Here is a 21,622-nt window from a genome sequence, read left to right as displayed (position 1 = left end):
ACCCGCGGCCGGGGCGGGGCCGCTCCGGCCGGAATCGGGATCAACTCGGCGGTTTCGCACCGGCGTTGCCGTCTCGGGATCACCGGGTTAGATTTCTGGAAACTGTTTCTAGTTCGAGCGGGGCTGACGTGTTAGAGCTGACGGGGAGCGGGGCCGAGCCGCTGGGGGCGGGGGATCCACGCCGGATCGGGTCCATTCCGCTGGCGGGGCGGCTCGGGGCCGGAGGCATGGGCCGGGTGTACCTCGGAGTCCGGGAAGGCCGGTACGTCGCCGTCAAGCAGCTCCTGTCCTCCGTCGTGGGTGAGGACGAGGACTTCCTGCGCCGCTTCGGGCACGAGCTGGACAACCTCGCCCGGCTCCCCGCGGACGCCACCGCGCCGCTGCTCGACAGCGACCGCAGCGCCAGTCCCCCGTGGTTCGCCACCGCGTACATCCCCGGCCTCACCCTGCGCGAGGCCATCGCCCTGCACGGCGGGCCGCTGCCCGCGCGGGCCCTGTGGCTGCTGCTGCGGGAGGCCTCGGCGGGTCTGGCGGCGGTGCACGCGCTGGACATGGTGCACCGGGACCTCAAGCCGTCCAACGTCATGCTGACCCTGGACGGGCTCACCCTCATCGACTTCGGCGTGGCCCGGGCGGCCGAGCAGAGCCAGCTGACCCGGACCGGCATGGTCGTGGGCACCCCCGCCTACATGGCGCCCGAACAGGCCTCGGGCAGGCGGCGGCTGAGCGGAGCCACCGATGTGTTCGCGCTGGGCTCGGTACTCGCGTACGCGGCGTGCGGCCAGCCGCCGTTCGGCGACGAGTCGGGGCACGGCGTGCTGTACCGCATCGTCCACGAGGAGCCCGATCTGGAGCCGTTGCGGGAGCTGGAGCCGGACCTCGCCGAGCTCGTCGCCGCCTGCCTCGACAAGGATCCCGAGGGGCGCCCCACCGCCGCCGAGCTCCTCGAACGCGCCCGCGCGCACGGCCCGTTCGCCGCCCCGCTGTGGCCGGAGGCGATCACCGAGCGGCTGACGGAGCGGGCCGCCTTCGCCGCGAACGTGCAGGAGGCCGACGTACCGACCCTTCCGCTCACCGGTGAGAAGGCACAGCCGGATCCGGAGCCCGCAGCCCCCGTCGCCCCCGCGCCCCCGGCCACGGCCGGTGCCGGAGCCGGACGGCCCGAGCGCCGTCGCCGTACCCGGGTCTTCCTCGCCGTCCTGCCCGTCGTCGTGGTCGCGGGCGGCACGACCCTTGCCGTCCAGCACCTGCCGTACACCTCGGCGCCGCAGGCCGGACCCGGCAACTCCCCCTCCTCCACGGTCACGGCGCCGGCCGATCCGGCGGCCCCGGCGGCGGGAGCGGCCGGCGGCCCCTCGGGTACGGCGTCACCCGCGCAGCCGCCCGCCCAGGACCCGGCGCAAGGAGCCACGGGCAGCTCCCCGGCCGCGGCCGCCGCAGGCGTCGGCGGCGCCGCCCCCGGTACCGGCCCCGGCACCCAGCCCGGCTCGGGCAGCGCCGGCAACTCCGGCAACCCGGCGAACGGGGGCGGCTCCGGCAGTACGCGCCCCTCCAACGGCGGGACGTCCACGGCGCCCACGGCCCCGGCTCCCCCGGTGCCTCCCGCGTCCGGCACCTACCGCTTCCGCAACGGCAACAACAGCAGGTGCATCACCCAGGTCTTCGGCTCCTCGGACCACGGCGACTGCGCGGACGCGAGCGCCCGGTGGACCGTACAGGGCAGCGCGGACGGCAGCTTCAAGCTCGTCAACCAGCAGAGCGGCGGCTGCCTTTACGCCAATATGCTCGGCCAGGCCGTCTTCGTCGGCGACTGCGGTCAGGGCACCGCCCGGCTGTGGCGCACGGGGTCGGGCGGCAGCCTCCGAAACGACTTCAGCGGCGGCTGCCTCGACCTCGGCATGAGCAGCGGCCTGGTGACGAAGACGTGCGGCGGAGAGGCGTCGCAGCGCTGGTCGAAACAGAGCTGACGGGCGTCCCGGTCGTCACCCTCCGGAGCCTGCCGGGAGCATCCGGCCACGGTCCCCACGACTACGACTTTCGGCGGAGGAACCGGGCGGGCCGATGATCTACTCTGCGCCGTATGTGGTCTCCTTTCCTCCGCTTCCTCGCCGCTCCCGGCAGGACGGGCGTCCTCCTGCAGGCCCTCGCGGCCTGCGTGCTCGCGGCCGCGACCTGGACGGACGTACACGCCAGGGCGTTCACCGGCTCGGCGCAGCAGGGCTGGCTCGCACTGTCGGCCGCGGCCGTCGGCGCCGTCCTCGTCACGCTGCCCCTGCTCAAGGAGGCCCGGCTCTACGCCTACGCCGGGGGTGGCGCCGCCGCCGCCTCGCTGGCCTGCTCCGCGGCCCTGCACCTGGGCTACGGAACCGCCGGTGTGCCGTTCGTCTACGGGGCGTTCGAGCCCGTCGCCCTCCTGGTCGTGCTGGCCCTCGTCGCCCGGCGCGGTCCGGCGGCCGCCACCGCGCCCGTCGCCCTCCTGCTGGCGGCGGCCGTCATCGTGCGCCCCCTGTCGATCGGCGTGCAGGAGGGCAGCCTCTCCGTCGCGTTCGGTCTCACCCTGATCACTGTCGTGGTGGCCGGGGCGAGTGTGACCGCGCGGATGGTGGCGGCGTACCGGCGGCAGCGCGAACACCACGTCCGGCTCGAGCAGCGCATCGAACTGGCCAGGGATCTGCACGACTACGTCGCCCATCACGTGACCGGCATCGTGGTCCAGGCCCAGGGCGCCCGGGCGGTCGCCGCCAGGCGGCCCGACATGGTCCTGCCCGCGCTGCAGCGCATCGAGGAGACCGGTACGGAGGCGCTCGCTTCCATGCGGCAGATGGTCGGCGGGCTCGGCGCGTGCGGGTCCGGCGTGGCGCAGGCCGCGCCCGCCGGCATGGACGACCTGCGCGCCCTGGTGGAGGGGTTCGCCCTGCACGGTGTACCGGCGTACTTCAGTGAGGAGGGCCCGACGGACACCGTGCCGTCCGAGGTGGCCGCCACGCTGCACCGGGTGACGGCGGAGGCCCTCACCAACATCCGCAAGCACGCCCGCCACTGCCGCCACGTCAGCGTCCAGGTACGCGTCCGCCCCCACGAGGCGGCCGTGCGGATAACGAACGACGGGACCACCCACGGGACCTCGCGCCCCGGCTACGGGCTCAAGGGACTGAGCGAACGCGTCACCCTGGCCGGAGGCACCTTCCGGGCCGGCGCCACCCCCGAGGGGGAATGGCAGGTGCGGGCCCGCATGCCGCTCGCCGCTGTTCGCGCGGCCTCCTGAGCCACGTGCGCCCGGCCCGCTACGCCGAGGCCTTGCCCCGGCCCTTGGGGCCGCCGTTCGTCGGCGGGTACTTCGGCCTCGCCGGTATCGACGGCGGGGATTGCGGCGACGGCGCCGGGAGCGGCGGGAGGGCCGTCCGGTGCAGCCAGGCCGAGAACAGGTCGTCCAGCGGCTCGGCCGCGTAGCGGGCCGCGTGGCCGGTGAAGCTCGCGGTGGACACCACGCCGTGGCGGTACACGGTGCCCCAGTCGCGCAGCATGCGGAAGAACGCGTCGTCGCCCAGGGCGCAGCGGATCGCGTGCATCGTGAGGCCGCCGCGCTGGTAGAGGCGGTCGTCGAACATCAGCTTGCGCCCGGGGTCGACCAGCTTCAGGTCCTGGGGCTGCGCGAGCAGCGTCCGGTGCGCGGTCCGTGCGAGCTCGTGCGCCGTGCGGCCGCCGGAGCGCTCCGACCAGAGCCATTCGGCGTACTTCGCGAAGCCCTCGTTCAGCCAGATGTGCCGCCAGTCGGCGATGGTCACGCTGTTGCCGAACCACTGGTGCGCGAGTTCGTGGGCGATCAGGCGCTCCGAGCCGCGTACGCCGTCGACGTGATTGGCGCCGAACAGGGACAGGCCCTGCGCCTCCACGGGGACGTCGAGTTCCTCGTCCGCGACGACCACCGCGTACTCACCGAAGGGATAGGGCCCGAAGAGTTCCTCGAACAGCCGCATCATGGCCGGCTGCCGGGCGAAGTCGCGGGAGAACCGCGGCAGCAGGTGCGCCGGCACGTGGGCGCTCTGCGGCACTCCCCCGAGTCCGGGGTCGCCGAGCAGCACCGTCTGGTACATGCCGATGGACAGCCCGACCAGGTAGCTGGAGGTCGGTGCGGACTGCTCGTAGACCCAGGTGGTCGTGCTGGCCCTCGTCGTCCGCGTGAGCAGCCGGCCGCCGGCCACGACCGTGTAGGCGGACGGCGTGTTGACCGAGATCTGGTAGGAGGCCTTGTCCGCGGGCCGGTCGTTGCAGGGGTACCAGGAGGGCGCGCCGACGGGCTGGCTGGCCACGAGGGCGCCGTCCGTCAGTTCCTCCCAGCCGAGGCCGCCCCAGGGGCTGCGCACGGGCTTGGGGTTTCCCGACCAGTGCACCTCCACGGTGAAGGCGGAGCCGGCGGGCAGCGGTTTGGCCGGGCGCAGACGGAGCTTGCCGCCGCGGTGGGTGTAGTGCGGGGCCCGGCCGTTCACGAGGACGCGGCCTATTCTGAATTCGGCCAGGTTCAGGTGGAACTCGGTGAGCGGTGCCCGGCCGGCGATCGCACTGAGGCGGGCCGTCCCGGCCAGCCGGTTGGGGCCGGGGCGGTATTCCAGAGCGAGTTCGTACCGGTGCACTCGGTAACGGGAGTCGCCGTTGGCCGGGAAGTACGGGTCCGATGGCTCTGTTCTCTGGCCGCTCACTGCCGCTTCCGCTCCCTGCGCTGTGCTCGTACGACGTGCTGTGTGCCGGTGCGCTCGCTGCTGCCGGCTCCGGCGCGGAAGGCCCGGTCAGGACCGCCACGCCTCGATCGGATTGCCCAGCCAGCGGGTGTCGGCGGGGACGGATTCCCCGGCCATCACGAGGGAGGCGGGACCCAGGGTGCTGCGGGCCCCCACCGTGCTCCCGGGCAGGACGATTCCGCCCGGGCCCAGGGTGGCGCCCTCACGGAGGACCACAGTATCCGTCCTCAAGATCCGGTCGTGGAAGAGGTGCGTCTGCAACACACAGCCGCGGTTCACGCTGACCCCGTCGCCCAGCACGACCAGGTCCGTCTCGGGCAGCCAGTAGCTCTCGCACCACACACCCCGGCCGATCCGGCCCCCGAGCCCGCGCAGCCACAGGGCCAGAGCCGGCGTGCCGGGCACGGATCCGACGAGCCAGGGCACGGCCAGTACCTCGACGAAGGTGTCGGCCAGCTCGTTGCGCCACACGAAGCCGCTCCACAGCGGGTGCTCCCCCGTCCGGTGCCGGCCCACGAGCAGCCATTTGGCGGTCACCGCGACCGCGCAGGCGGCCGCTCCGGCGGCGAGCAGCACCGCACCGGAGAGCAGCGCGGCTCCCCAGATCCCCAGGCCGCTCGCCGTGATGAGGGCGCAGAGCGCCGTCACGGTCAGCACGGCCAGGACGGCCGAGCAGAAGACGGGGACGAGCCGGCACAGCTCGACCAGCCCGCGCGCCCACAGCAGCCGCGCGGGCGGCTCGTACGTCCGGCTCTGGTCGGCGTCCGCGGTGGAGCGGGGCAGCCGGACCGGCGGAAGTCCCAGGTAGGAGCTGCCCTTCTTGGCCTTCTTCGGGGTGGCGGACAGTACGCCGACCAGCCCGTCGTCCGGCACGGAGCGGCCGGGGGCGGTCATTCCGGAGTTGCCGAGGAAGGCCCGGCGGCCGATCTCGGACTGTCCGATGCGCATCCAGCCGCCGCCCAGCTCGTAGGGGGCGGTCAGGGTGTCGTCGGCGAGGAAGGCGCCCTCTCCGACGGTGGTCAGGCTCGGCAGGGCGAGCACGGTGGACACCTCGGCGCCCCGCCCGATCTTCATGCCGAGCAGCCGCAGCCACACCGGCGTGATGAGCCCGGCGTACAGCGGGAAGAGCGTCTCGCGGGACAGGTCCATCAGCTGGGTCACGGTCCAGGCCTGCCAGCCGACCCTGCTGTGGGTCGGGTGGGTGCCCGTGCGCAGGCCGAGGCTGAGCAGGCGTACGAAGACCAGCAGCAGGGCCGCGTACGCGAACCCGAAGGCGAGCGCCCCGGGCACCACGGCGAGGAGCGCTCCGCGCAGTGCTCCGGTGAGCCCGGCGTCGGCGGGCACGAACCGGCTCACCACGAGGAGGGCGGGCAGGGCGGCGAGCACGGGCAGGGCCGTGAGGCCGAAGCCCGCCGCCCCGTAGGCGGCCCGCCAGAAGAGACCGCGCGGCGGACGTTCCTTGGGCCAGTTGCGCTTGGCCCTGCCGAGCTTGCCGGCGGGCGCTCCGGCCCAGCGCTGGCCGGTCGGGATCTGTCCGACCACGGCGGAGCCGGGGGCCACCTCGGCGCGCTTTCCGACCCGGGCGCCGGGGAAGAGGATGCTGCGGGTGCCGACCACGGCGCCCGCGCCGACCTTGACCGGCCCGATCTCCAGGTGGTCCCCGTCCAGCCAGTGGCCGCACAGGTCCACCTCGGACTCGACGGCGCAGCCGCGGCCGAGTTTGAGCATTCCGGTGACCGGTGGCAGGGAGTGCAGGTCGACCTCGGGGCCGATCTTGGCGCCGAGGGCGCGTCCGTAGCGTTCCAGCCACGAGCCGGTGAGGGACGTGGCGCCGACGCATTCGGCCAGCCGCTCGGCCGTCCACAGGCGCAGGTGAACGCTTCCGCCGCGCGGGTGGCGGCCGGCCTTCACCCCGCGCAGCAGGAGGCGGGCGCCGCCGGCGGCGATGGCGAGGCGGCCGGGCGGGCTGAAGAGCAGCGCCGCGCCCGCGGCGACGAGCCACCACGAGGCGGTCGGCGCCCACGAGAAGCTGCCGAAGTGGTGCAGTACGTTGCCCAAGGCCAGCAGGGCGACCGTCCAGCGCAGGCCCACCAGGGTGAACAGCGGGACCAGGAGCAGCGACTGGGTCACCTGGGAGCGCAGCGGGACCGGTGCGACGGTGCGGGCCGCGCCGTCGCCCTGGGCGGACTTCTCCAGGTGGCGGGCCAGCTTGCGCAGGGTGGGCTGCTGGTAGATGTCGAGGACGGCGGCGCTCGGGTAGCGGGTGCGCAGCCGGGTGGTGAGCTGTGCGGCGGCGAGGCTGCTGCCGCCGATGGCGAAGAAGTCGTCGGCTGCGCCGGCGACGGTCACGCCGAGGGTCTCGCTCCACTGTTCGGCGAGCCAGGCCTCGGTGCCGTAGAGCTGCTCGGTGGGGCCGGAGGTCTCCAGGTCGGGCAGCGGCCAGGGCAGCGCGTCGCGGTCGACCTTGCCGGAGGTGCGGGTGGGCAGCTCGTCGACGGGGGCGAGCAGCGGTACGAGGGCGGCGGGCAGCTCGGCGCGCAGCCGGGTGACCGCCGCGGCGTGGTCCCAGCCGTCCTGGGTGACGAGGTAGCCGACGAGCAGCTGGTTGCCGCTGCGTGCGGTGCGTACGGCGGCGGCCGCGCCCGCGACGCCGGGCAGCGCCTGGAGCGCCGCGTCCACCTCGCCCAGTTCGATGCGGCGGCCGCCGAGCTTGATCTGCTCGTCGGCGCGGCCGAGGAAGACCAGGCCGTCCGGTTCGGCGCGTACGAGGTCACCGCTGCGGTAGGCGCGCTCCCAGCCGAGGGAGGCGAGGGGGGCGTATTTCTCGGCGTCCTTGTCGGGGTCGAGGTAGCGGGCGAGGCCCACGCCGCCGATCACGAGCTGGCCGCTGCCGCCCATGGGCACCGGCTCCCCGGACTCGTCGACGACGGCCAGTTCCCAGCCGTTCAGCGGGAGGCCGATCCGGATGGGCTCCTCACCGGTCAGGAGGGCGGCGCAGGCGACGACGGTGGCCTCGGTGGGGCCGTAAGTGTTCCAGACCTCGCGGCCTTCGGTGACCAGGCGCTGGGTGAGCTCGGGCGGGCAGGCCTCGCCGCCGAAGATCAGGAGCCGGACCTCGTTGAGTGCCTCGGGCTCCCAGAGCGCGGCCAGGGTCGGCACGGTGGAGACCACGGTGATCTCCTGTTCGACGAGCCAGGGGCCGAGGTCGGCGCCGCTGCGGACCTGGGAGCGGGGTACGGGCACCAGGCAGGCGCCGTAGCGCCAGGCCAGCCACATCTCCTCGCAGGAGGCGTCGAAGGCCACGGACAGTCCGGCCATGACGCGGTCGCCGGGGCCGATCGGCTCGTCGGCGAGGAACAGGGCGGCCTCGGCGTCCACGAAGGCGGCGGCGCTGCGGTGGCTGACGGCGACGCCCTTGGGCTTGCCTGTGGAGCCGGAGGTGAAGATGATCCACGCGTCGTGCTCGGGGCCGGGGCGCGCGGCGGCGGGGGCGCCGGTGGCCGCGGGGCGGCCGGTGTGGATGCGCTGTCCGCCGCCGAGTACCGCGCGGACGCCGGCTTCGCCGAAAACGAGATCGGCGCGCTCGTCCGGGTCCTCGGCGTCGACGGGTACGTAGGCGGCGCCCGCGGCGAGCACCGCGAGGATGGCCACGTACAGCTCGTTGGTTCCCGACGGCACGCGGACGCCGACCCGGTCCCCGAGTCCCACTCCGGCGGCGGCGAGGGCCCGCCGGCGGCGCTCGACCTCGACGGCCAGTGCCCGGTAGGTCAGACGGGTGGTTCCGTCGTCGAGGGCGAGCTCGTCGGGGTACGTCCGTACGGTGGCCTCGAAGATGTCGACGAGGGTGCGGGTGGGGGCGGCGGGGCCGGCCGTGAAGCGGGCGTGCTTGCCGGACTCCTCCGGCGTCTCCCCGTCGTCGAGCAGAGTGAGTTCACCGCGCTCAGGTGTGACTGCCATCGGCCCTCGCGTCTCGTTCCCGGCACGTCCGGGTCGCCGGCGGAGCCCGGGTCTGCCCAGGTTGTTCCGGACCAGCGCCAAACAACCCACCAGTCTAGTGCGCCATCAAGGGTTTTCTTGTTGAAGCCTTGCGCGTGGCTGGGAAGAGACGGTATTGCGGCCGCGGCACGTCGGGCGTGTCGGGACGCGGGGCCCGCGCGGAGCGTGAGCGACCGCTCGCATATCGTCGGCCGGTATGACCGATCATTTGGCGCCCGTGTCGCGCTTCCTCGTCCTCCACGACTACGGCATGGGCGGCTCGTGGTGGTGGGTCCACGCGCGCTCGGTCCGGGAGGTGCGCGAGACGTTCGCGGACGTGGAGGTCGTCGACACCCCGGCCACCGTGGAGGCGGCCGAGGGCTGGGACCTGGACGAGGCCTGGGCCGACGGGACCACCACGCCCGCGGGGCTGGACGGACTTCGGGCCAAGCGGGACGCCCAGCGCGGCCGCGAGGGTTTCGGCGCGCTCGCCGACCGGAAGATCACGTGGCTGCGGCGGCGCTGGGATGACGAGGACGACGAGGACCACACGCTCTACCTGATGGAGGTCGAGGCCGACGGCCGCAGGCTGCGCCAGGTCGAGTTGGCCCCGGACGGGCCCGGTGTGCGCAGCGGCCCGGACGACTGGCCCTTCAACCCGCCCGTCGTGGACCTCTACGACCCGGAACTCGTGGGCATGGAGATCGGCAGGGACGAGTTCGAAGCGGCCTGGCGCACCGCCCGTCACATGGAAGTGGATGAGGGCGAGGACTGGTAGGGCAGGGGGCGCCCGCGGCTACGTGCAGTCCGGGCACAGTCCGCGATAGGTGACCTCGACCCCGGACACCGTGAAGCCGAAGCGCTCGTCCGCCGGGAGGCCGGCCAGCGGGTTGCCGGTCGGGTGGACATCGCGGATGAGGCCGCAGGCGGAACACACCAGATGCTGGTGCGGATGGTGCGCGTTGGGGTCGTAGCGCTTCGCCCGGCCGTCGGTCGTGACCTCCGCGACCTCGCCGAGGGCCACCAGCTCGCCCAGGGCGTTGTAGACGGTCGCCCGGGAGATCTCCGGCAGTCGCTGCACCGCGCGGGCGTGCACCTCGTCCGCCGTGAGGTGTACGTGGTCGCCGTCGAGGACCTCCGCGACCACACGCCGCTGGGACGTCATCCGCCAGCCACGCCCGCGCAAACGCTCCAGCAGGTCACTCATACAGGCCCACCTGTTCAGGTTCGACGGGATGTCCCGAAGTCTGCGGATCCGCATCCGGAATCCGATTGGATGTGGTCCTGGTGTTCTTCTTGACTTGGATTCCGTCCATCGTAGGATCGGTTTCGTGGATAGCCAAGAGACGGGAAGACACCAGAGCGGCAGGTGACGAAGACGTGCCGGACCACCGCCGAGGAGCTGCGCGGGGCCGAGCACGCGCGTGACCGGCCGCCGGCGTCCCCCCGCTCACTGCCGTCCGGGACGGTGACCCCTCGGCGTCGAGGCGATCGGCGAGGCCGAGCCCACGTACCGGCCGAGCCCACGTACTCGGGGCCCTGCGCCCCGGCTGTTCCATCGCATTCAGTCGCATTCAGTTCCTGAACACCGTGATCCGCCTGGTACGGAAGGATTCCCATGTCTGAGAACCACGATGCAATCGTCACGGACGCCAAGTCCGAGGGCGGGGAGGGCTGTCCCGTTGCCCACGGACGTGCCCCGCACCCGACTCAAGGCGGCGGAAACCGCCAGTGGTGGCCCGAACGTCTCAACCTGAAGATCCTCGCCAAGAACCCGGCCGTGGCCAACCCCCTGGGCGAGGAGTTCGACTACGCGGTGGCGTTCCGGACCCTCGACCTTCCCGCCGTGAAGCGGGACATCGCGGAGGTGCTGACCACCTCGCAGGACTGGTGGCCCGCCGACTTCGGCCACTACGGTCCGTTCATGATCCGGATGGCCTGGCACAGCGCGGGCACCTACCGGATCAGCGACGGCCGCGGCGGCGCGGGAGCCGGCCAGCAGCGCTTCGCGCCGCTCAACAGCTGGCCGGACAACGGCAACCTGGACAAGGCCCGCCGCCTGCTGTGGCCCGTCAAGAAGAAGTACGGACAGAACCTGTCCTGGGCCGACCTGATGATCCTGACCGGCAACGTGGCCCTGGAGCAGATGGGCTTCGACACGTTCGGCTTCGGCGGCGGCCGCGCCGATGTCTGGGAGCCCGACGAGGACGTGTACTGGGGCCCCGAGACCACCTGGCTCGACGACGAGCGCTACACCGGTGACCGCGAGCTGGAGAACCCCCTCGGCGCCGTCCAGATGGGCCTCATCTACGTCAACCCCGAGGGCCCGAACGGCACCCCCGACCCGATCGCCGCGGCCCGCGACATCCGTGAGACGTTCCGCCGGATGGCGATGAACGACGAGGAGACGGTGGCCCTGATCGCGGGCGGCCACACCTTCGGAAAGACCCACGGCGCGGGCCCGGCGGAGAGCGTCGGCGCCGACCCGGAGGCCGCCCCGCTGGAGGCGCAGGGCCTGGGCTGGAGCAACTCCTTCGGCACCGGCAAGGGCGCCGACGCGATCACCAGCGGCCTTGAGGGCATCTGGACCAACACCCCCATCACCTGGGACAACAGCTTCTTCGAGATCCTGTTCGGCTATGAGTGGGAGCTGTTCAAGAGCCCCGCCGGGGCGCACCAGTGGCGGCCGAAGGACGGCGCCGGCGCGGGTACCGTGCCCGATGCCCACGACGCGTCGAAGACCCACGCCCCGACGATGCTCACGACCGACCTCTCGCTGCGGATCGACCCGGCCTACGAGCAGATCTCGCGGCGCTTCCTGGAGAACCCGGCCGAGTTCGCCGATGCGTTCGCGCGCGCCTGGTTCAAGCTGACGCACCGCGACATGGGCCCGGTCGTGCGCTACCTCGGCCCGGAGGTCCCGGCCGAGACGCTGCTCTGGCAGGACCCGCTGCCCGCCGTGGCGCACGAACTCGTCGACGCCGCCGACGTCGCCGCTCTCAAGCGTGAGGTCCTCGCCTCGGACCTGACCGTGTCCCAGCTCGTCTCGGCCGCGTGGGCCTCGGCCTCGTCCTTCCGCGGCAGCGACAAGCGCGGCGGTGCCAACGGCGGGCGTATCCGCCTCCAGCCGCAGAGCGGCTGGGAGGTCAACGACCCCGACCAGCTCGCCGCGGTGCTGCGCACCCTGACGGGGATCCAGGAGTCCTTCAACTCCGCCCAGAGCGGCGGCAAGCGGATCTCGCTCGCGGACCTGATCGTGCTGGCCGGCGCCGCCGCCGTCGAACAGGCCGCCGAGGACGCCGGCTTCGCCGTTCAGGTCCCCTTCACGCCGGGCCGCGTGGACGCGACGCAGGAGCAGACGGACGTGGAGTCTTTCGCCGCGCTGGAGCCGGTCGCCGACGGGTTCCGCAACTACATCGGGAAGGGCAACCGGCTGCCGGCCGAGTACCTGCTGCTCGACCGGGCGAACCTGCTGACCCTGAGCGCCCCCGAGATGACGGTCCTGGTCGGCGGCCTGCGCGTACTGGGCGCGAACCACCAGCAGACGCCGCTCGGCGTCCTCACCGCGACCCCCGGGTCCCTCACCAACGACTTCTTCGTCAACCTTCTCGACCTGGGCACGACGTGGACGGCGACGTCCGAGGACGCGCACGCGTTCGAGGGCCGCGACGGCGCCACGGGCCGGGTCAAGTGGACCGGCAGCCGTGCCGACCTGGTCTTCGGGTCGAACTCGGAGCTGCGCGCGCTCGCGGAGGTCTACGCGAGCGACGACGCGAAGGAGAAGTTCGTGAAGGACTTCGTCGCGGCGTGGGACAAGGTGATGAACCTGGACCGGTTCGACCTCGCCCGGCCGTGACGTCCGGGCCGGCCCCCACGGGCCGGCCCGCCCCTCGAGGTACGCGGCCGGGCCCGCGTACCTCCACGACGGACCGCCCGACCCGGGCTGCTGGAAGGCGGAGCAATGGAGATGATCTTCCGGAAGCTTCCGGACGACCGCCACGAACTGGAGGTGCGCGGCCGACGGGGCCCCGATGTCCGGCTGGCCGCGCAGCCCACGGGTCCGTCCATGCCGCACGACCTCGTGCACGCTGCGGTCGAGAGCGCGCTCGGGATCAACGACGGCTTCTGGGGGGCCACGGCGCAGGGGGCCACGTTCGAAGGCTTCGAACCGGTCGCGCCGACCCGCCACCGCCGCTCCGGGCTGAAGGTCCTGCGGCGCGAGGGCGATGCGGTCATGCGGGCCGAACTGGCCGTCAACTGGGCCTACCGGGTCTGGTCGGGACAGCGTACGGAGGGCAGGGGGCTGGGCCGGAGCCCCCTGGACGAGCGGCAGATCGCCCTGGCCTCGGCCGCGCTCGACCGCGCGGCCGAGCGCTGGTCCGAGGTGGCCGAAGGCGAGTCACTCGTCTGGCAGTGGTGAACCGACGCCGGTCCGCGTCTCCACGTGGACCGGCGTCGGCTCCCCGGACGGCGGGGCTGCCGCTACGCGCCCGTGCCGCCGGGCCACGGCCGGCCCGACTCGACGAGGGCCGTTGCCCGGTCCACGGCGTCCAGTTCTTCCTGACGCCCCATCAGCACCAGCTGCTTCCGGTAGCGCTTCAGCGCCTTGAGGAGCAGGAGGTCCCGGGACGGCTCCATGGCGTACATGCGGCGGGCCGCGTCGACCGCCTCGGCCCGCAGGGCCAGAGCGGTTTCGGGCAGGTGGGCGAAGTCCTGGCGGCTGTACTCGTACAACGCGACGGTCAGCAGCGGCAGATAGGCCAGCGGGCTCACCCGGGCGAGCACACGGTAGGCGGCGACCTCGTGGCGGACGGGCAGGGTCTGTGATCCGAGGAGGGCCACTCGGGCTCGGAGGACCGCATCGTGATTGGCGTTCGCTGAGAAGGTCATGACGGTGATTCTGAAAGCCGCACAGGGGTCCGAACAAGGGCAATTCACTGTGCCCTTGATCCTACGAAAACCGCCTCTGACCTGTCATGATTGATACGTATTCACCCTGTGGACCGCAGCGCGGGTCAGCAGCCGAGGAAGGACAGCCGGACCTGACGCCGCGGGTTGTCCCGGTTGGTGTCCACGAGGGTGACGGACTGCCAGGTTCCGAGTTCCAGCATTCCGTCGATCACGGGCAGCGTCGCGTGGGGCGGGACGATCGCGGGCAGTACGTGGTCCCGGCCGTGACCGGGGGATCCGTGCCGGTGCCGCCAGCGGTCGTCGGCGGGCAGGAGGGACTCCAGGGCCTTGAGGAGGTCGTCGTCGCTGCCCGCTCCCGTCTCGATGACGGCGAGTCCGGCGGTCGCGTGCGGCGTGAAGACGTTGAGCAGTCCGCTCCGGCCCCCGGCCACCTCCCGCAGGAACGCGGCGCAGGCGTCGGTCAGGTCGTGGACGGTCTCCCGGTCTCCGGTCGTCACGTCGATCGTTCGTGAAACAAAGGTGTCGGCCATGGCTGCATCCTCGCGCCCCGGCTCCCCAGCTGCGCGCAACCTCGGCCGGTGTCGGCCGGACCGGCGGGCCCGCTTACGAAAATCGCAGGGGCTCGCTCCGTCCCCGCTCACGCTCCGGGGGATTCGTGACCGAGGTGACCGATCCGCCGGTACGCCGTCTGCTGCTCGTCGAGGACGACGCGGTGATCCGCGACACCGTCCGCATCGCGCTGGAGCGGTACGGCTTCGCGATCTCGGTCGCGGCGGACGGACTGACGGGCTGGAGCTGTTCCGGGAGCAGCGACCCGACCTGCTGATCCTGGACATGATGCTCCCCGAGCTCGACGGTGTGGGGCTGTGCCGCCGGGTCCGGGAGACGAGCACGGTTCCGATCCTGATGCTGTCGGCCCACGGGGCCGCCACCGACATCGTGGGCGGGCTGGAGGCCGGGGCCGACGACTACGTCACCAAGCCGGTCGACAGGGCGGAGGCACGGTCTCGGCCTGACGATCGCGCTCGGGCAGGCCCGGGTGATCGGGGCCGGGCTGGAGTTCGCCAATGCCCCGGACGGCGGGGCCGTCGGGACGCTCCGCCTGCCCCGGACCGACCCTGAGCAGTGTGCGGAGGAGGACGAGGAGTGACGGAGGCGGAGATCCGGGCGGCGAGGGCGGCTCGGCCTGCCGGGTGCTGTTCGCCGCGGAACTCGCCGGGTCCAGGCCCGTGTCGGCGCTGATCGACGCCGTGCCCGCCGTCGGATCCGTGCGCGCACTGCGGACGATGGGCCGCGCCGCCCGGCTCGTCGAGCAGGGCCCGCGCGTACCGCGCGCCACCCGCGACACCGCCCGACACCTCGCCCCGGCAGTGCGCGACACCGGCATCGGCGATGACGCCGACGCCCGATGAGGGCGTCGTGGAGACGGCACGTCGGCGCTTCACTCGACGCCCAGCAGACGCCGGCGCTCGTCGGGGCGGGAGGCGAACTCCGCGCAGGATGCCCGGTGGACGATGCTCCCCTTCCGCATGACGGCGACGTGCTCGGCGACCGAGAGGGCGAGCCCCAGGTTCTGCTCGACCAGGACGACCGTCATGCCCTGCGCGCCGACCTCTCGGATCACCTCCCCCACCTGGGCCACGATCGCCGGGGCGAGGCCGTCGGACGGCTCGTCGAGGAGGAGCAGGCCCGGATTGCCCAGCAGGGCCCTGGCGATCGCGAGCATCTGCTGTTCCCCTCCGGAGAGTTCGTCGCCCCGGTGCCCGAGCCGCTCCCCCAGCCTCGGCAGCAGGTCGAGGATCCGTGCCCGGGTCCACGGCCCCTGCGCGGGTCGGCGCCGTGCGGCGATCGCGAGGTGCTCCGCCACGGTCAGCGGCGCGAACACCCGGCGCCCCTGGGGTACGACACCCACCCCGGCCCGGGCGATCACGTCGACGCGGGCCCCGGCGAGCTCCCGGCCGCCGAGCGTGATGCTGCCCTCGTACGGCCGGACGAAGCCCATGACGGTCGAGATGAGGGTGGTCTTGCCGACCCCGTTGCGTCCGAGGACCGCGATGATCCCGCCCTGCTCGACATCGAGGTCGACGCCGCTCAGGACCACACCGCCGGCGTAGCCGGAGCGCAGTCCGCGCACGTGGAAGAACGGCTTCACGAGGAGACCTCCGTGGTGGTGCCCAGGTAGGCCTGCTGGACCTCGGCGGAGGCCCGCACCTGATCCGGTGTGCCGGTGGTGAGGTGCCGGCCGAGGTGCATGACGGTGACGGTGTCGGCGAGTTCGAAGACCATGTCGAGGTCGTGTTCGACGAGGAGCACGGTCACCTCGTCGGGCAGCGCCGCGATCAGTTCCGTGAGGCGCTGCGTCTCCGCCGGTGACATGCCGGCGGCCGGTTCGTCCATGAGCAGCAGCCGCGGTTCGATGGCCAGCGCGACGGCGACTTCGAGCTGCCGCCGTTCGCCGTGGGAGAGGGCGGCCGCCGCGAGGTCGTGCCGGTCGGGCAGCCCCACGCGTTCCAGCAGGGTGCGTGCCCCTGCGAGGACCTCCGCCCGGGCACTCACCTTCCGCCATCCGCCGAGCCCCGTCCCGGCCCCCGCCCCCGTCCGGAGCAGGGCGGCGAGCAGGACGTTCTCCAGCACGGTCTCCCGCATGAACAGGCTGGAGTGCTGGAAGGTCGCGGCCGTTCCGAGTCCGACCCGGCGGTGCACGGGCAGCCGGGTCACGTCCCGCCCGTCCAGGGTGATGGTTCCGGTACTGGTGGTCAGGGTTCCGGAGATGAGGCCGAACAGCGTTGATTTTCCGGCGCCGTTGGGGCCGATGATCGCGTGCCGCGCGCCGGCACGCACGGTGAGGGACACCTCGTCGACGGCGGTGAAGGAGCCGAAGTGCTTCGACACTCCGCGTAGGTGCAGTAGGTCGAGATCGCTCACGCCGTCCTCTTCCGGCTCGGCTGGTGCGGGAGCCGTACGCCGGCCAGCCCGCGGGGCAGTGTGTAGACGGCGACGACGAAGAGCAGCCCGAGCAGCAGCGGCCCGTGTCCGGCGACGGCTTCGAGGTTTCCGAGGTAGTCACGGGTCAGCCAGATGAGCGCGGCCGCCGCGCAGGCCCCCCGTATCGAGCCGGAGCCGCCGATGACGACGGCGAGCAGTGCGAGGGCGGCGATCTCGAATCCGGCGTCGCCGGGTGACACGAAGCGCTGCACCGAGACCCACAGCGACCCGGCGGCGCCGGCCAGCGCGGCGGCGCCGCAGTAGACGGTCAGGGCGTACCGACGGGTGGGGTAGCCGATGGCCTTCATGCGGGGTTCGTTGTCGCGGATCCCGCGCAGGGCGAGGGCGAACGGGGTCGAGTCCAGGCGGGTGACGGCCGCGAGGAGCAGCAGGAACATGGCCAGCACGTAGAAGTAGACGAGCCCGTCGAGCTCCAGGGCGGGCATGCCGGGCAGCGGTACGACGGGCGGGACGCCCGAGATCCCGTCGCTGCCGCCGGTCACCGGCTTCCAGTTGACGGCTGCGCTGTAGACGATCTCGCCGATGGCCAGCGTCAGCATGAGGAACACCACGCCGCGGGCCCGGACGGCCAGCCATCCGGTGGGCACGGCCACCAGCGCGGAAACGCCTGCCGCGATGAGGAGTTGGATCGGTCCGATGTCGGTGAGGCCCTTGGCGACGATCGCCGCGGTGTAGGCGCCGACGCCGAAGTAGGCGGACTGGCCGAGGGTCGGGAGCCCGGTCAGCCCGGTGAGCAGGTTCACGCTCAGCGCGAGCAGGGCGAACACGAGGATCCGCGACAGGGTGGAGATGGCGTACGGGCCGAGCAGGAAGGGGGCCAGGGCCAGCCCGAGGAGTACGGCGGCCCCTGCCGATCGGGAGGTCCGGGAGGTCCGGAACGCGCTCATGTGCGCACCGCCGACGGGACCAGGCCGTGCGGGCGGACCACGAGTACCACCAGCATGGCGCCGAAGAGGAGGAAGGGCGCGTACTGCGGGAGCAGTGCCACCCCGAGGGTCTGAACCTGGCCGATGAGCAGTGCCCCGGCGAGGGCGCCGCGCACGGATCCGAGGCCGCCGACGACCACGACGACGAGGGAGAGGACGAGCACGCTCTCGTCGACGCCCGGGCCGGGTCCCAGGATCGGCGCGCCGAGGACACCGCCGACGGCTGCCAGGGCCGCGCCCAGCGCGAAGACCCCGTAGAGCACCTTGCGGACGTCGACGCCCTGGGCCCGGACCATGTCGCGGTCCGCGACGGTGGCCCGTACGAGCGCTCCGAGCGAGCTGCGTTCGAAGACGAGGTGGACGAGCACCGCGAGGCAGGCCGCGACGGCGATGAACACCAGCCGGTAGACGGGATACGTGTGGCCGAGCAGGTTCACCGTCCCGCGCAGCGGTACCGGCGGATCCGTCGGCAGGACCTCGCTGCCGAAGGCGGCGGCGAGGAGGTCGGCGACGATGAACGTGATGCCGAGGGTGAGCACGGCCTGGTCCAGATGTCCGCGCCGGGCCAGCGGCTGCGTGAGCAGTGTCAGCACCGCTCCCCCGAGGGCGCCCACCAGGGCGCCGGCCGCGAGGGCGAGGAGCAGGCCCGGCAGGGTTCCGTCGGACAGTGCGTAGGCCGTGTAGGCGCCCGCGAGGTAGAGGGTGCCGTGCGCCAGGTTGAGGACGTCCATCATGCCGAAGACCAGGGAGAGGCCGACGGCGATCGTGAAGAGCAGCAGCCCGAACGCGATGCCGTCGACGACGCTGACGAGGTTGCCGTCGAGCCATCCGGGCATCTCAGCCGCCCAGTCGGCCGAGGTCGCCGGCGACGGTGTTGGCGCCCTGCCTGACCTCGCGCAGGTACCAGGGCTGGATCGGTGTGCCGCCGCTGTTGAACCGCCAGGTGCCGCGCGGGCTGTCGATGTCCCCCACCGTGGAGATGGCGGCATTGACCGATTCCGGGGTCACGGTGGCACCGGCCGCCTTGATCGCCTTGTCGAGGACCTGCGCCGCGTCCCATGACGCCATCGCGTAGGTGGTCGGCTCCGTGCCGTGGGCGGCCCGGTAGGCCGGCGCGAACTGCCGGTTGGCGGCGTTGTCCAGGTCGGCGCTGTAGTTGAGGGCGGTGAGGACACCGTTCGCGGCGTCTCCCTGGCCCTTCAGTACGCCGCCCTCGGTGAGGAAGCCGGGTGCGTAGAGCGGGATCCGGCCGGCCAGGCCGAAGTCACGGTACTGCTTGACGAAGTCGACGGCCGCGCCGCCTGCGTAGAAGCAGAAGACCGCCTTCGCGCCGGAGTTCTCGATCTGCGAGAGGTAGGGCTGGAAGTTCTTGGTCCCCGGGAACGGGGTGTAGACCTCCTCCCCCGCGATCTTGCCGCCGGCGGCCAGGAAGGTGGACTTGAAGCCCTCGATCTCGTCCTTGCCCGCCTGGTAGCCCGCGGCGATGAGGAAGACCGGGCCCCCGGCCCGCTCGGCGACGTGCTTGCCGAGCGCCTTGCCCGGCTCGTCGTTGACGTACGAGGTGCGCCAGATGTACTTGGTTCCGGTCAGGGTCGTCGGTGAGGCGTTCGAGCCGACGAGCGGGATCCGGCCGGTCTCGAACAGGTCCTTGACCCCGTTGACGGTGGCCGAGCTGACCACGCCGCTGACCGCCAGTACCCGGTCCTGCTTGACGAGCTTCTCCGCCGCCGCCTTGCCCGAGTCGGCCGTCTCCCCCTCGTCCGCGATCACGATCTCGACCTCGCGGCCGCCGAGTCTGCCGCCGTGCTGTCGGACGTAGAGCTCGAAGCCCTGCTTCATGTCGTCGCCGAGCGCCTTGTAGGTGCCGGACCGGGGAACGAGGAGCCCGATCCTCACGGGCCCCTTCTGCTTGCTGTCTTCGCCGGTACCGAGACTCGCGCCGCCGCACCCCGTGGCCAGCAAGAGGCTCGTGGTGACGGTGATCAGAACCAGGGGGCGAAAGCGACCTGCCATGGAGACTCCGTACGTTGTCGACGGCCCTCGCGGACCGGATGCTGCTCCTGAGGTGACACGTGTCTATCGTGAAATATCGACGGCCGTCAAGAGATCGCAACATACCCGTTGGAGTGTCGCCCCACCCCTTGACCGGCGTCTCACATGTGCCGTAGCACTAACCATCGTCAATTTCGCGCTATACCACTTCGGTGGGCGAATTCATGATCAGTCAGGGAGTGAAGCACCATGACCGACGATCCATCACGGCGCAGAGTCCTCAGGAACACCGGGGTGCTGACCGGTGCCGCGCTGCTCTCCGGCATCCCCGGCGGCCCGGCCGCCGCGGCGCAGGCCGCCCCGCCGGCGGGCGGGACCCCGCTCGTCGTGGAGCCGCCCGCGGGGCGGCTGCGCGGAAGCGTCGAAGGCGGGCTGGCCATGTTCAAGGGCGTGCCCTACGCCGCTCCCCCGGTCGGCGCTCTGCGGTGGCGCCCTGCCCAGCCCCACCCCGGGTGGCAGGGGACACGCGATGCGACCGCCTTCGGGCCGAGCGCCCCGCAGCTGTACCGGGAAGGGGGCGACGCGGTGCTCGGAACCCACGGCGCTCCCCCGTTCAGCGAGGACTGCCTCACCCTCAACATCTGGACGCCCCGCGCCGACGACGCCAAACGGCCCGTCCTGGTCTGGATCCACGGAGGCGGCTTCATCTCCGGATCCGGCTCCCTGCCCCACTACTCCGGCGAAACCTTCGCGCGGAACGGCGACATGGTCGTCGTGACCCTCAACTACCGTCTCGGGCCGCTGGGCTACCTCTACTTCGGCGAGGAGGGCGCCGACGGGAACTTCTGGCTCACCGACCAACTCGCCGCGCTGCGCTGGGTACGGGACAACATCGCCGCGTTCGGCGGCGACCCGGACGACATCACCCTCGCCGGGCAGTCCGGCGGCGCACTCTCGGTCGCCGCCCTCGCCGGCGCCCGGCCCACCGGGCGCCCGCTGTTCCGGCGCGCCATCCTGCAGAGTCCGCCGCTCGGACTGCAGATCCCCGGCCGCGCGGAGTCCCTCCGGCGCAGCGCCACCTACCTCGAGATCCTCGGGGTCAGGAACGTGACGGAGCTACGGGCCCTCCCCTGGCCCCAGTTGATCGGCGCCACCATCGAGATGTTCCGGCGCACCGGACGGTGGGGGTACTGGTCGACCCCGTTCCTGCCGGTGCTCGACGACGCGACGCTGACCCGCCGGCCGGCCGACCTGCTGCTCAGCGGCCCGGGGGCGGACATCGACGTCCTGATCGGATGGACCAGGGAAGAGGCCACCTTCGCCTTCGCGCTCAACGAGCCCTACGCCGCCGCCACCAAGGACCAAGTGCTCGCGCGGGCGCGGGACACCTTCGGGGCCCGTGCGGCCGAGGCCTACACGGCGTACGAGGAGGCCCGGCCGGGGTCCCGCCCAGTCGACGTCCTCATGGACCTGATCGGCGACGACCTGTTCCGCATCCCCGGGATCGACCTGGCCGAGCGGCGCGCGGCCCACGGACGGCCGGTCTGGGCGTACCAGTTCGACCTCCCGACGCCCGCGCACAACGGGCAACTGGCCTCGCCGCACTGTCTGGAGCTGCCGTTCGTCTTCAACAACTTCGACAAGTGGTCGCAGGCGCCGTTCCTGGCGGGGCTGAACCCGAGGATCCGTGACGGTCTCGCCGGCGCCGTGCACGCGTCCTGGATCTCCTTCATCCGCACCGGTGATCCCAACCGCAGCCCCATGCCGCACTGGCAGCGCTACGAACGCAACGCACGGACCACCATGAGCCTGGACTCGGTCACCGGCGCCGTTGACGACCTCGCCGGGTACTGGCGGCGTCTGCACCGTCCGACGTCGCGACAGGCCGCCCGCCAGGACGGTCCCGGGGCGGACTGACCGCAAGGGTCACCTCGCCTGCGACGCGACCGTCCGTTCGCCCGTCCGCCCGTCCGCCCGTCCGCCCGTCCGTGGAACGGTGCCGTGCTTGAGCCGCGGCGCCCGGTACCGCGACCCGGGCGCACTGTCGGGCGGGCTGTCTCTCGTCCCGGGTTGGTC

At 72.5% G+C, this 21,622-nt stretch carries 17 protein-coding genes and 2 pseudogenes; 9 read left to right on the top strand and 10 right to left on the bottom strand.

Annotation, left to right across the window (positions count from 1 at the left end; genetic code table 11):
- Positions 1 to 128 precede the first annotated feature (128 nt).
- Both OG753_RS38980 and OG753_RS38975 read left to right on the top strand, forming a co-directional pair.
- Positions 129 to 1,967, top strand: coding sequence for a protein kinase domain-containing protein (locus tag OG753_RS38980; protein ID WP_405792296.1), 1,839 nt, complete (start codon positions 129 to 131; stop codon positions 1,965 to 1,967).
- A gap of 113 nt (positions 1,968 to 2,080) precedes the next feature.
- Positions 2,081 to 3,265, top strand: coding sequence for a sensor histidine kinase (locus OG753_RS38975; protein WP_405792294.1), 1,185 nt, complete (start codon positions 2,081 to 2,083; stop codon positions 3,263 to 3,265).
- A 19-nt stretch (positions 3,266 to 3,284) separates the two neighbouring features.
- Here the strand turns inward: OG753_RS38975 and OG753_RS38970 are convergent, their stop codons facing one another.
- Both OG753_RS38970 and OG753_RS38965 read right to left on the bottom strand, forming a co-directional pair.
- The gene (locus OG753_RS38970; protein WP_405792292.1) at positions 3,285 to 4,697 is read right to left on the bottom strand and encodes a M1 family metallopeptidase; all 1,413 of its coding nucleotides are present in this window, start codon (positions 4,695 to 4,697) and stop codon (positions 3,285 to 3,287) included.
- Positions 4,698 to 4,784: 87 nt separating this feature from the next.
- A complete protein-coding gene (locus OG753_RS38965) occupies positions 4,785 to 8,693 on the bottom strand; it encodes a Pls/PosA family non-ribosomal peptide synthetase (protein ID WP_405792290.1) in 3,909 nt (1,302 codons plus the stop codon).
- Positions 8,694 to 8,928: 235 nt separating this feature from the next.
- Here OG753_RS38965 and OG753_RS38960 point away from each other — a divergent pair, with 235 nt between their 5' ends.
- Positions 8,929 to 9,489 (top strand): hypothetical protein, encoded by a 561-nt coding sequence (locus OG753_RS38960; protein WP_405792288.1) that lies wholly within the window; start codon positions 8,929 to 8,931, stop codon positions 9,487 to 9,489.
- A gap of 18 nt (positions 9,490 to 9,507) precedes the next feature.
- Here OG753_RS38960 and OG753_RS38955 read toward each other — a convergent pair whose 3' ends face one another.
- Positions 9,508 to 9,918, bottom strand: a complete 411-nt coding sequence (locus tag OG753_RS38955) for a Fur family transcriptional regulator (protein WP_327266487.1) — start codon at positions 9,916 to 9,918, stop codon at positions 9,508 to 9,510.
- Positions 9,919 to 10,329: 411 nt separating this feature from the next.
- Between OG753_RS38955 and katG the strand changes: the two genes are divergently transcribed.
- The gene (katG, locus tag OG753_RS38950) at positions 10,330 to 12,567 is read left to right on the top strand and encodes a catalase/peroxidase HPI (protein WP_405792286.1); all 2,238 of its coding nucleotides are present in this window, start codon (positions 10,330 to 10,332) and stop codon (positions 12,565 to 12,567) included.
- A gap of 105 nt (positions 12,568 to 12,672) precedes the next feature.
- Positions 12,673 to 13,131, top strand: a complete 459-nt coding sequence (locus OG753_RS38945; protein WP_405792284.1) for a hypothetical protein — start codon at positions 12,673 to 12,675, stop codon at positions 13,129 to 13,131.
- Positions 13,132 to 13,193: 62 nt separating this feature from the next.
- Here the strand turns inward: OG753_RS38945 and OG753_RS38940 are convergent, their stop codons facing one another.
- Complete coding sequence (locus tag OG753_RS38940; RefSeq protein WP_405792282.1) at positions 13,194 to 13,601, bottom strand: hypothetical protein; 408 nt, start codon at positions 13,599 to 13,601, stop codon at positions 13,194 to 13,196.
- A gap of 125 nt (positions 13,602 to 13,726) precedes the next feature.
- Positions 13,727 to 14,152, bottom strand: coding sequence for a secondary thiamine-phosphate synthase enzyme YjbQ (locus OG753_RS38935; protein ID WP_327266483.1), 426 nt, complete (start codon positions 14,150 to 14,152; stop codon positions 13,727 to 13,729).
- Positions 14,153 to 14,277: 125 nt separating this feature from the next.
- Here OG753_RS38935 and OG753_RS38930 point away from each other — a divergent pair.
- From OG753_RS38930 to OG753_RS38920, 3 genes and pseudogenes are all read left to right on the top strand, one after another.
- Positions 14,278 to 14,618 (top strand): annotated as a pseudogene (locus OG753_RS38930) (response regulator); the annotation flags it as partial.
- Positions 14,614 to 14,772 (top strand): annotated as a pseudogene (locus OG753_RS38925) (two-component sensor histidine kinase); the annotation flags it as partial. The pseudogenes OG753_RS38930 and OG753_RS38925, both read left to right, overlap by 5 nt.
- The gene (locus OG753_RS38920) at positions 14,750 to 15,034 is read left to right on the top strand and encodes a hypothetical protein (RefSeq protein ID WP_405792280.1); all 285 of its coding nucleotides are present in this window, start codon (positions 14,750 to 14,752) and stop codon (positions 15,032 to 15,034) included. The pseudogene OG753_RS38925 and the gene OG753_RS38920, both read left to right, overlap by 23 nt.
- 29 nt (positions 15,035 to 15,063) lie before the next feature.
- On the opposite strand, the gene OG753_RS38915 is transcribed toward OG753_RS38920, so the two are convergent.
- Genes OG753_RS38915 through OG753_RS38895 form a run of 5 tightly spaced genes read right to left on the bottom strand, consistent with a single transcriptional unit; the run spans position 15,064 to position 19,567 of the window.
- Positions 15,064 to 15,774, bottom strand: a complete 711-nt coding sequence (locus OG753_RS38915) for an ABC transporter ATP-binding protein (protein ID WP_405792278.1) — start codon at positions 15,772 to 15,774, stop codon at positions 15,064 to 15,066.
- Positions 15,771 to 16,547, bottom strand: a complete 777-nt coding sequence (locus tag OG753_RS38910) for an ABC transporter ATP-binding protein (RefSeq protein ID WP_405792276.1) — start codon at positions 16,545 to 16,547, stop codon at positions 15,771 to 15,773. The genes OG753_RS38915 and OG753_RS38910 overlap by 4 nt, the downstream gene beginning before the upstream one ends.
- Positions 16,544 to 17,515, bottom strand: a complete 972-nt coding sequence (locus tag OG753_RS38905; RefSeq protein WP_405792274.1) for a branched-chain amino acid ABC transporter permease — start codon at positions 17,513 to 17,515, stop codon at positions 16,544 to 16,546. The genes OG753_RS38910 and OG753_RS38905 overlap by 4 nt, the downstream gene beginning before the upstream one ends.
- Complete coding sequence (locus OG753_RS38900) at positions 17,512 to 18,390, bottom strand: branched-chain amino acid ABC transporter permease (protein ID WP_327266478.1); 879 nt, start codon at positions 18,388 to 18,390, stop codon at positions 17,512 to 17,514. The genes OG753_RS38905 and OG753_RS38900 overlap by 4 nt, the downstream gene beginning before the upstream one ends.
- A gap of 1 nt (position 18,391) precedes the next feature.
- Positions 18,392 to 19,567, bottom strand: coding sequence for an ABC transporter substrate-binding protein (locus OG753_RS38895; protein WP_327266477.1), 1,176 nt, complete (start codon positions 19,565 to 19,567; stop codon positions 18,392 to 18,394).
- A gap of 228 nt (positions 19,568 to 19,795) precedes the next feature.
- Here OG753_RS38895 and OG753_RS38890 point away from each other — a divergent pair, with 228 nt between their 5' ends.
- Entirely contained in the window at positions 19,796 to 21,463 is a 1,668-nt protein-coding gene (locus OG753_RS38890; RefSeq protein ID WP_405792271.1) for a carboxylesterase/lipase family protein, read from the top strand.
- Positions 21,464 to 21,622: the final 159 nt, after the last annotated feature.

Origin of the sequence: Streptomyces sp. NBC_00029, from assembly GCF_045160505.1 — a bacterium.
GTDB lineage: Bacteria > Actinomycetota > Actinomycetes > Streptomycetales > Streptomycetaceae > Streptomyces.
Note: the sequence above shows the minus strand (reverse complement) of the source record. Positions and strands in the feature narration are given on the sequence as shown.

Coding starts and splice junctions, on each gene's coding strand:
- katG (WP_405792286.1), top strand. CDS start 10,330: ATGTCTGAGAACCACGATGCAATCGTCACGGACGCCAAGTCCGAGGGC.
- OG753_RS38965 (WP_405792290.1), bottom strand. CDS start 8,693: ATGGCAGTCACACCTGAGCGCGGTGAACTCACTCTGCTCGACGACGGG.
- OG753_RS38975 (WP_405792294.1), top strand. CDS start 2,081: ATGTGGTCTCCTTTCCTCCGCTTCCTCGCCGCTCCCGGCAGGACGGGC.
- OG753_RS38900 (WP_327266478.1), bottom strand. CDS start 18,390: ATGCCCGGATGGCTCGACGGCAACCTCGTCAGCGTCGTCGACGGCATC.
- OG753_RS38960 (WP_405792288.1), top strand. CDS start 8,929: ATGACCGATCATTTGGCGCCCGTGTCGCGCTTCCTCGTCCTCCACGAC.
- OG753_RS38935 (WP_327266483.1), bottom strand. CDS start 14,152: ATGGCCGACACCTTTGTTTCACGAACGATCGACGTGACGACCGGAGAC.
- OG753_RS38945 (WP_405792284.1), top strand. CDS start 12,673: ATGGAGATGATCTTCCGGAAGCTTCCGGACGACCGCCACGAACTGGAG.
- OG753_RS38955 (WP_327266487.1), bottom strand. CDS start 9,918: ATGAGTGACCTGCTGGAGCGTTTGCGCGGGCGTGGCTGGCGGATGACG.
- OG753_RS38940 (WP_405792282.1), bottom strand. CDS start 13,601: ATGACCTTCTCAGCGAACGCCAATCACGATGCGGTCCTCCGAGCCCGA.
- OG753_RS38890 (WP_405792271.1), top strand. CDS start 19,796: ATGACCGACGATCCATCACGGCGCAGAGTCCTCAGGAACACCGGGGTG.
- OG753_RS38895 (WP_327266477.1), bottom strand. CDS start 19,567: ATGGCAGGTCGCTTTCGCCCCCTGGTTCTGATCACCGTCACCACGAGC.
- OG753_RS38905 (WP_405792274.1), bottom strand. CDS start 17,515: ATGAGCGCGTTCCGGACCTCCCGGACCTCCCGATCGGCAGGGGCCGCC.